A 9,405-nucleotide genomic window follows, 5' to 3' on the forward strand; every position below is an offset into this window, starting at 1 on the left:
ATGGGCGGTGTGGGTGTGCCCGACCGAGCGCCACCACAGCACCGGCACGCCCTCCTTGGCATTGTGCACCGTCGCGGTCAGGTCCGGCACCGCATAGGCGGTGTCCGACGCGCCCTCGATGCTGGTAGCATCGATGCCGTCCTTGACCGCGAAGGCCTCGAAGGAGGTGCCGATCATGATCGACTTGGCGACCACGACATGGTCCCAGCCGCTGACATTGCCGGCCGCGTCCACCCCGGCGCGGACCTTGTGATACGCCATCGGCCGGTAATAGCCGGCCTTCATGTCGTCCTCGCGGGTCCGCATCAGGTGGATCGGCGCCTTTCCGCCCGTCGCCTTGACGATCATCGCCGTCTCGGCCGCATAGTCCGCGGTCGGTGTGGCGCGCCGGCCGAAGGAGCCGCCGGTGTAGGTCGAGCTGATCGTCACCTGCTCCGGCTTCAGGCCGAGGATGGCCGCGATGGTCGCCTGCTCGATGGTCTGGAACTGCGACCCGGCCCACCAGACGGCGCCGTCCTTGGTCGGCTCCAGCACGCCGTTCAGCGGCTCCATCGGGGCATGGGCGAGGTAGGGGAACTCGATCTCCACCTCGACCACCTTCGCCGCCTTCTGCAGCGCCGCCGCGGCGTCGCCGCGCTTGGCCGCGGTCAGGCCGGGCGTCTGTGCCATGGCCTTGTAGCCGGCCATGATCGCATCGGTGGACTGGCCTTCGCCGGCCGCCGCATCCCATTCGATCTTCAGCGCCTCGCGGCCCTGCATCGCCGACCAGGTGTCCTTCGCCACCACCGCAACGCCGGTCGGGATGGTGACGACGTCGACCACGCCAGGCACCTGCTTGGCGGCCGACGCGTCGACGCTCTTCGGGCTGCCGCCGAAGCGCGGCGGGTGGGCGACCAGCGCGGTCAGCTGGCCGGGGCGGCGGACATCGATCGAGAAGCCGGCCTTGCCGGTGATCTTGGCCGGGGTGTCCAGCCGCGGCACATGGGTGCCGATCAGGGTGAAGGCCTTCGGGTCCTTCAGCGTGACGTCCGCCGGCGGGGTCAGCGCCGCGGCCTGGGCCGCCAGCTCGCCGAAGCGGGCGGACTTGCCCGAGGCGTGGGCGACGACGCCCTTCTGCACGGTGATCTCAGCGGCCGGAACGTTCCAGGCCGCCGCCGCGGCCTGGACCAGCATCGCGCGCGCCGCGGCGGCCGCCTTGCGCAGCTGGTCCCAGGAATTGGCGATCGAGGTCGACCCGCCGGTGCCCTGGATCGGGCCGAAGGCGAGGTTGTTGTAGAGCTTGGCGTCGGCCGGGGCGAATTCGAAGCGCATCTGGCCCCAGTCGGCGTCGATCTCCTCGGCGACGATGGTGGTCAGGCCGGTGGTGACGCCCTGGCCCATCTCGGTGTGCTTGATCAGCACCGTGACGGTGCTGTCCGGCGCGACGCGGACGAAGGCGTTGGGCGCGAGGTCGCCGGTCGCGGCCATGGCGCGGCGGGCGAGCGGCAGATGGGCTGCGACCACCAGCGCGCCGCTGAGGGCGCTGGCGCCCTTCAGGAAAGAACGGCGGTTCGGCCTGGCGAGGTCGTCGGCGGCTCCGGCCGCGGCGACGATGGGCTGAGCAAACATGGATCGTCCCTCCCGGTTCAGGCCAGCTGCGCCGCGGCGTCGTGGATCGCGGCGCGGATGCGCTGGTAGGTGCCGCATCGGCAGATGTTGCCGTCCATCGCGGCGACGATGTCGTCGTCGGTCGGCTTCGGCGTCTGGCTCAGGAGGCCGATGGCCGACATGATCTGGCCGGACTGGCAGTAGCCGCACTGCACCACGTCCAGCTTGGTCCAGGCGGCGCGCACCGCCTCGGCGACCTTGCCGTTGACGCCCTCGATGGTGGTGATCTTGCTGTCGCCGACGTCGCCGACAAAGGTCTGGCAGGACCGCACCGGCTGGCCATCCAGATGCACAGTGCAGGCGCCGCACAGGGCCTGGCCGCAGCCGAACTTGGTGCCGGTCATGTCGAGATGGTCGCGCAGGGCCCAGAGCAGCGGCATCTTCGGATCGATGTCGAGCTCGTGGTCGGCGCCATTGATGTTGAGCTTCACCATGGTCGATGTCCCAATTTGGATGCGGTGCGATCAGGGCCGGGCACCGCGCCGGGGCTGACATGTCCGCGTTGGCCGCGGATCTAGGAACAAAGGTCTAGATCGAATATTCGATCGAATTTGCCGAAAGGCTTAGGGGTTGCGGGCGACGGCGCGCCAGCAGCCCTCGGCAATGTCGTCCAGCGTCGCTTCATCCAGCGGCGTGTCCGGCGCCCGTCGGGCAAGACGCGCGGCCACCCCGAAGGACAGGTCGTAGACGATCTCCGACGGCAGCGGCTTGAACGGGCTGCCGCCGTCGACGAAGCCCAGCCGTCGGGCCAGGACGGCGAAATTCTCGTCCTCCTTGGCCAGCTCCTGCAGGTCGGTCGGGCAGTGATAGGGAGAGTTCTCGTACTGCTCGAGGAAACGGGCCTCCAGCCGGTGGGTGCGGTAGAAATCGTAGGCGTTGCGCCAGGTCTGCTTGAACGCGTCCTTCGGCGACGCGCCGTCGACCCCGCCTTGCAGCATGGCCCGGGCCTTTACAGCCTTGACCTCGCGGTAGAGGTCGCGGATCAGCTCGTCCTTGCTGGCGAAGTAGTGGTAGATCACGCCGGGGCTGGCCCCGGACCGCTTGGCGACCTGGGACATCGGCGTGTCGTGGAAGCCGCGCTCCGCCACCAGTTCCAGGGTCGCCTTGAGGATGGCGTCGCGCTTGCTGTCGATGTCGGCGTCGGCAAACACGAATGGCACTCGATCGAACGTTCGTTCTAGTTGATTAGCCGCTTCGCCGGGTTCGAGTCAAGGACAGCGCGTCAGCGTCTGGCGCAGTCGAGGATGTTCTCCAGCGCGGCGCCGGAGCCGGCGAGGGTGAAGGGCTCGCTTACCGCCGGTTCCATCAGGCCGACGGTCAGCGCCTTGCCGCGGCGCAGGCTTTCGACCAGCGCCTTCATCTGGTCGGTGGTGAAGGCCTTGGACGGGCCCCAGCCGAAGGCGGTCGACGCCTCCTCCACCTCGATCCCCATCGGCACCGGGGTGGCCTTGCCGTCGACGGTGAAGGTCACCGGCGCGGCCTTGCCCTCCAGCGCCAGCTTGCGCGGCAGCGAGAACAGGACGTAGGGACCGGTGCGGACCGCCGAATTCTCCTGCCGCGACACGTCGGAGCAGTAGACGCCGAGATGGGCGCCGTCGGCATTGGTCAGCCCGGCATAGACCGTGCCCATGTGGTAGCCGGTGCCCCAGCCCTCGGCCTCCTGCGCCGAAGCCGGCACCGCGATTGCGAGCAGGACGGGCAGGGCGAGTGCGGCAGGGCGAAGCACGGGACGAGTCTCCGAAACGAAGAAGGGCACGTTTTACCGTGCCCTTCCGGATCGTCACATGTCGAGCAGGATGCGCTGCGGATCCTCCAGGCACTCCTTGACCCGGACCAGGAAGGTCACGGCCTCGCGCCCGTCGATGATGCGGTGGTCGTAGGACAGGGCCAGATACATCATCGGCCGGATCTCGACCTTGCCGCCCACCGCCATCGGCCGCTCCTGGATCTTGTGCATGCCCAGGATGCCGGACTGCGGCGGGTTCAGGATCGGCGTCGACATCAGCGAGCCGTAGACGCCGCCGTTCGAGATGGTGAAGGTGCCGCCGGTCAGGTCGGCCATCGACAGCTTGCCGTCGCGCGCCTTGCGGCCCAGGTCGCCGATGGTCTTCTCGACCTCGGCGAAGGACAGGCCGTCGGCGTCGCGCACCACCGGCACCACCAGCCCGTTCGGCGTGCCGACCGCGACGCCGATGTCGTAGTAGTTCTTGTAGACCAGATCGTCGCCGTCGATCTCGGCGTTGACCGCCGGCAGCTCCTTCAGCGCGACGATGCAGGCCTTCACGAAGAAGGACATGAAGCCCAGCTTCACGCCGTGCTTCTTCTCGAAGCTGTCCTTGTACTGGTTGCGCAGCGCCATCAGCGCCGTCATGTCGACCTCGTTGAAGGTCGTCAGCATGGCGGCGTTGTTCTGCGCCTGCTTCAGCCGGGTGGCGATGGTCTTGCGCAGCTTGGTCATGCGCACCCGCTCCTCCCGGTCCTTCTGCGGCCGCGGGCCGCTCTCCGGACGGGTGAAGGCGGGGACCTCGATCACGCTGCCCGAGGCAGGAGCCGCGGCCGGCTTGGACCCGCCGGCGGCGGCGTTCTGCGCGTCCTCCTTCAGGATGCGCCCGCCCTTGCCGCTGCCGGCGATGGCGCCGGCGTCGAGGTTGTTCTCGGCGATGATCTTGGCGGCCGACGGCATGGCGATCGGCGCCTCGCCGCCATTGGTCTTGGCCGGGGCGGGGGCCGCAGCCGCGGGAGCGGCAGCCGGCTTCGCCGCCTCGGCCTTGGCCGCCGGCTTGGCGGCCGGGGAGCCGCTGCCCTCGCCGATGCTGCCCAAGAGGGCGCCGACCTCGACATTGGCGCCTTCCTCGGCGGCCACCGATTCCAGCACGCCCGCCGCGGTGGCGTTGACCTCCAGCGTCACCTTGTCGGTCTCGAGCTCGACCAGCGGCTCATCCATGGCCACGGCCTCGCCCGGCTTCTTCAGCCAGCGGGCGACGGTGGCCTCGGTCACCGACTCGCCCAGGGCGGGCACCTTGATCTCGACGCTCATAGAGTCTCCATTCCTTCCGGTCCGTTCGGGCGCTCTGAGATCAGCCGACCGACAGGGCCTCGTCGACCAGCTTGGCCTGTTCCTGGTTGTGGCGGCGCAGCAGGCCGGTGGCCGGGGCCGCGGCCTCCGGCCGGCCGGCATAGCGCGGCCGGGCGCTGCGATGCTTGATCTCGCCCAGCGCGGCCTCGATCTTGCGGTCGACGAAGTACCAGGCGCCCTGGTTCTCGGGCTCCTCCTGGCACCACACCACCTCGGCGTTCGGGTACTTGGCCAGCTCCGCGCCCAGCGTCTTGCGCGGGAACGGGAACATCTGCTCCAGCCGGATGATGGCGACGTCCTTCAGGCCGCGCTCGTCGCGCTCCTTCTTCAGGTCGTAATAGACCTTGCCGGAGCAGATCACGACGCGCTTCACCTGCTCGCCGGCCACCAGCTCGGCGGTCTCGCCCAGCACGCGGTGGAAGGTCGACCCGTTGGTGAAATCGGCCAGGGTCGAGACGCACTCCTTGTGGCGCAGCAGCGACTTCGGCGTGAACACCACCAGCGGCTTGCGGAAGTCGCGGTGGATCTGGCGGCGCAGCGCGTGGAAGTAGTTGGCCGGGGTGGTCAGGTTCACCACCTGCCAGTTGTCCTCGGCCGATTGCTGCAGATAGCGCTCGATGCGGGCCGAGGAATGCTCCGGCCCCTGGCCCTCATAGCCATGCGGCAGCAGCATCACCAGGCCGGACATGCGCAGCCACTTCTGCTCGCCGGAGGAGATGAACTGGTCGATGATGGTCTGGGCGCCGTTGGCGAAGTCGCCGAACTGCGCCTCCCACAGCGTCAGGGCCCGCGGCTCGGCCAGCGAATAGCCGTATTCGAAGCCCAGCACCGCGAATTCCGACAGCGGGCTGTCATGCACCTCGTAGGCGGCCTGGCCCTCGCGGATGTGGTTCAGCGGGACGTAGCGCTCCTCGGTCTCCTGGTCGACCAGCACCGAATGGCGCTGGCTGAAGGTGCCGCGGCCGGAATCCTGGCCCGACAGCCGCACCGGGATGCCTTCGGCCACCAGCGTGCCGAAGGCCAGCGCCTCGGCCGTGGCCCAGTCGATGTCCCGGCCCGTCTCGATCATCTGCGCCTTGGCCTTGAGCTGGCGCGCGACCTTCGGGTTGATGTTGATGCCGGCGGGGACCGTGCTGATCGCCTTGCCGACCTCGCGCAGCAACTCCTCCGGCGCCGCCGTGGCGCCGCGGCGGTCGTCGCCGGCCGCGATGGTCAGGCCCGACCAGGCGCCGCCCAGCCAGTCGGCCTTGTTCGGCTTGTAGGTGGTCGACCCCTCGAACGCCTCCTCCAGATGCTTCTGGAAGTCGCGCACCACGCCCTCGGCGGCCTCGGCCGTCAGCAGGCCTTCCTCGACCAGCTGCCGGGCGTACAGCTCGCGCACCGGCGGGTGCTTGGCGATGGTCTTGTACATCAGCGGCTGGGTGAAGGCCGGCTCGTCGCCCTCATTGTGGCCGAAGCGGCGGTAGCAGAACATGTCCACCACCACGTCATGGCCGAACTTCTGCCGGAACTCGATGGCGATGCGCGAGGCATGCACCACCGCCTCGGCGTCGTCGCCGTTGACGTGGAAGATCGGCGCCTGGACCGTCCGCGCCACGTCGGTGCAGTAGGGGCCCGAGCGGGAATAGACCGGCGCGGTGGTGAAGCCGATCTGGTTGTTGATGACGAAGTGGATGGTGCCGCCGACGCGATAGCCCTTCAGGTCGGACATCATCAGCGTCTCGGCCACCACGCCCTGGCCGGCGAAGGCGGCGTCGCCATGGATCAGCAGCGGCAGGACGGCGCTGCGGTCCTCGTCGCGGCGCTGGGTCTGCTTGGCGCGGACCTTGCCGATCACCACCGGGTTGACGCATTCCAGATGCGACGGATTGGCGGTCAGCGACAGGTGCACGGTGTGGCCATCGAAGTCGCGGTCCGACGAGGTGCCGAGATGGTACTTCACGTCGGCCGAGCCCTGGACGTCGTCCGGGTTCGCCGGGTTGCCCTGGAACTCCGAGAAGATCGCGGCGAAGGGCTTGCCCAGGAAGTTGGCCAGCGTGTTCAGGCGGCCGCGATGGGCCATGCCGACCACGATCTCCTCGACGCCCAGCTGCCCGCCGCGCTTCAGGATCTGCTCCAGCGCCGGGATCATCGCCTCGCCGCCATCCAGGCCGAAGCGCTTGGTGCCGGTGTATTTGACGTTGAGGAAGCGCTCGAAGCTCTCGGCCGCGGTCAGGCGCTCATAGATGGCGCGCTTGCCCTCGGGGGTGAACTCGGTGCGGTTCTCGATGGTCTCGATCCGCTCCTGGATCCAGGCGCGCACGGCCGGATCCTGGATGTGCATGTACTCGACGCCGATATGGCCGCAATAGGTGGCGCGCAGCCGGGTCACGATCTGGCGCAGCGTCGGCGTGTCCAGGCCCAGCTGGCCGGCGACGTAGATCGGCCGCTCCATGTCGGCCTCGGTGAAGCCGTAGGTGGCCGGGTCTAGGTCCGGATGGGTCTTGCTCTGCACCGTCAGGCCGAGCGGGTCGAGATCGGCCAGCAGGTGGCCGCGCACGCGATAGGCGCGGATCAGCTGCATCGCCCGCAGCGTGTCATGCGCGGCGCGGCGGATGGCGTCGGCATCCGGGGCGGCGGCAGCCGCGGCGGCCGGGGCCTTGCCGGGCTTTGCCCCGGGTTTGGCGGGTGCCTCGGTCGGCGCCTCCAGGGCGAAGGCCTCGCCCAGGCCGTTCAGCCTGACCGCGGGGACGGCGCCGTTCTGCGGGCTCCAGGACGGTCCGGTGTCGGCCTCCGCCTCGCCCTCGCCGAGGCCGGCGAAGAAGGCACGCCAGCTCTCATCGACCGAGCCTGGATCGGCGCGGTAGCGCTCATGCAGCTCGGCGATGAAATCGGCATTCGGGGCGAACAGGAAGGAACTTTGTTCCGACGGGCTACCCATCATTTCCAACGGCCGGTCTCCGGCCGTTTCCCTGGCGGTCGGCGGCCGCATTGACGCCGCGGCCGGGCGGTCCCTCGCGGGACGGGCTCAAGTGGCGCGCAACCTACGCCGAAAGTCCAATGGATGAAAGATATGTCGGGCGCGGAACGAGCAATTTCCGGCGCCAATACGACAGATCACCTACGCAAAGAACGCAAACGCGACATCGTGTCGGACATAGACGGTCCGAATCGACGCGATCCGGACATGAAAAACCCCGACCGGCGGAACCGGTCGGGGCTTCGCATCCGTCGCGGTGGTGAAGGGTCAGCTCTTCATCGCCGCGAGCATGGTCTTGCCGAGGGAGGCGGGGGAGTCGGCGACGGCGATGCCGGCGGCCTTCAGCGCCTCGATCTTGTGGTCGGCGGTGTCATGGCCGCCGGAGATCACGGCGCCAGCATGGCCCATGCGGCGGCCGGGAGGCGCGGTGCGGCCGGCGATGAAGCCGACCACCGGCTTCTTCGTGCCGCTGGCCTTCAGGAACTCGGCGCCCATCACCTCGGCGTCGCCGCCGATCTCGCCGATCATGATGATGCCCTCGGTCTCCGGGTCCTCCACGAACATCGTCAGCGCGTCGACGAAGTTGGTCCCGTTCACCGGGTCGCCGCCGATGCCGATGCAGGTGGTCTGGCCCAGCCCCGCCGCCGTGGTCTGCGCCACCGCCTCATAGGTCAGCGTGCCCGACCGGCTGACGATGCCGATCTTGCCGCGGCGGTGGATGTGCCCCGGCATGATCCCGATCTTGCACTCGCCCGGCGTGATCACGCCCGGGCAGTTCGGACCGATCAGGCGCGTCGCCGACCCGGCCAAAGCCCGCTTGACCCGGACCATGTCCAGGACCGGGATGCCCTCAGTGATGCACACCACCAGCGGGATCTCGGCGTCGATCGCCTCCAGGATCGCGTCGGCCGCAAACGGCGGCGGCACGTAGATGACGCTGGCGTTGGCGCCGGTCTGGTCCACCGCCTGCGCCACGGTGTCGAACACCGGCAGGTCGAGATGCCGGGTGCCGCCCTTGCCCGGGGTGACGCCGCCGACCATGCGGGTGCCGTAGGCGATCGCCTGCTCGGAATGGAAGGTGCCCTGGGCCCCGGTGAAGCCCTGGCAGATCACCTTGGTGTTCTTGTCGACGAGCACGGCCATCACGCGGCCTCCTTCACGGCACGGACGATCTTCACTGCGGCGTCGCCGAGGTCGTCGGCCGACAGGATCGGCAGCCCGCTCTCGGCCAGGATCTGCTTGCCGCGCTCGACATTGGTGCCTTCCAGCCGCACCACCAGCGGCACGTGCAGCGACACTTCCCGCGCCGCCTCGACCACGCCCTCGGCGATCACGTCGCAGCGCATGATGCCGCCGAAGATGTTGACCAGGATGCCTTCGACATTCGGGTCCGACAGGATCAGCTTGAACGCCGTGGTCACCCGCTCGCGCGTGGCGCCGCCGCCGACATCCAGGAAGTTGGCGGGCTCGCCGCCCTCCAGCTTGATGATGTCCATGGTCGCCATGGCGAGGCCGGCGCCGTTGACCATGCAGCCGATGTTGCCGTCGAGCTTGACGTAGTTCAGCGACGCCTTCTCCGCCTCGGTCTCGGTCGGATCCTGCTCGCTCTCGTCGCGCAGCTCCTCGATGTCCTTGTGGCGGAACAGGGCGTTGTCGTCGAAGCCCATCTTGGCGTCGAGCGCGATCAGCTGCCCGGCGCCGGTCACGACCAGCGGGTTGATCT

The 9,405-nt window shown here is 68.9% G+C and carries 7 protein-coding genes and 1 pseudogene; all 8 read right to left on the reverse strand.

Annotated elements, in window-relative coordinates; genetic code table 11:
• Positions 1 to 1,608 (reverse strand): molybdopterin cofactor-binding domain-containing protein (locus ABDW35_RS24840; protein ID WP_343716546.1); only part of this gene is annotated, 1,608 nt, incomplete at its 3' end.
• Between the two features lie 17 nt (positions 1,609 to 1,625).
• Positions 1,626 to 2,081 carry a (2Fe-2S)-binding protein gene (locus ABDW35_RS24845; RefSeq protein WP_343716547.1) on the reverse strand — a complete coding sequence of 152 codons (456 nt, stop codon included), beginning with the start codon at positions 2,079 to 2,081 and terminating at the stop codon, positions 1,626 to 1,628.
• A 129-nt stretch (positions 2,082 to 2,210) separates the two neighbouring features.
• Entirely contained in the window at positions 2,211 to 2,798 is a 588-nt protein-coding gene (locus tag ABDW35_RS24850) for a TetR/AcrR family transcriptional regulator (protein WP_343716548.1), read from the reverse strand.
• Positions 2,799 to 2,869: 71 nt separating this feature from the next.
• Positions 2,870 to 3,373 carry a hypothetical protein gene (locus ABDW35_RS24855; RefSeq protein WP_343716549.1) on the reverse strand — a complete coding sequence of 168 codons (504 nt, stop codon included), beginning with the start codon at positions 3,371 to 3,373 and terminating at the stop codon, positions 2,870 to 2,872.
• 54 nt (positions 3,374 to 3,427) lie between these two features.
• On the reverse strand, positions 3,428 to 4,684 hold the full coding sequence (odhB, locus tag ABDW35_RS24860) for a 2-oxoglutarate dehydrogenase complex dihydrolipoyllysine-residue succinyltransferase (protein ID WP_343716550.1): 1,257 nt from the start codon (positions 4,682 to 4,684) through the stop codon (positions 3,428 to 3,430).
• Between the two features lie 40 nt (positions 4,685 to 4,724).
• A complete protein-coding gene (locus ABDW35_RS24865; RefSeq protein WP_343716552.1) occupies positions 4,725 to 7,643 on the reverse strand; it encodes a 2-oxoglutarate dehydrogenase E1 component in 2,919 nt (972 codons plus the stop codon).
• 306 nt (positions 7,644 to 7,949) lie between these two features.
• Positions 7,950 to 8,825, reverse strand: a complete 876-nt coding sequence (gene sucD, locus ABDW35_RS24870) for a succinate--CoA ligase subunit alpha (RefSeq protein WP_343716551.1) — start codon at positions 8,823 to 8,825, stop codon at positions 7,950 to 7,952.
• Positions 8,825 to 9,405, reverse strand: a pseudogene (gene sucC, locus ABDW35_RS24875) (succinate--CoA ligase subunit beta); the annotation flags it as partial. The pseudogene sucC and the gene sucD, both read right to left, overlap by 1 nt.

Origin of the sequence: Inquilinus sp., from assembly GCF_039594555.1 — a bacterium.
Classification (GTDB): Bacteria; Pseudomonadota; Alphaproteobacteria; order DSM-16000; family Inquilinaceae; genus Inquilinus.

Coding starts and splice junctions, on each gene's coding strand:
- ABDW35_RS24845 (WP_343716547.1), bottom strand. CDS start 2,081: ATGGTGAAGCTCAACATCAATGGCGCCGACCACGAGCTCGACATCGAT.
- odhB (WP_343716550.1), bottom strand. CDS start 4,684: ATGAGCGTCGAGATCAAGGTGCCCGCCCTGGGCGAGTCGGTGACCGAG.
- ABDW35_RS24865 (WP_343716552.1), bottom strand. CDS start 7,643: ATGGGTAGCCCGTCGGAACAAAGTTCCTTCCTGTTCGCCCCGAATGCC.
- sucD (WP_343716551.1), bottom strand. CDS start 8,825: ATGGCCGTGCTCGTCGACAAGAACACCAAGGTGATCTGCCAGGGCTTC.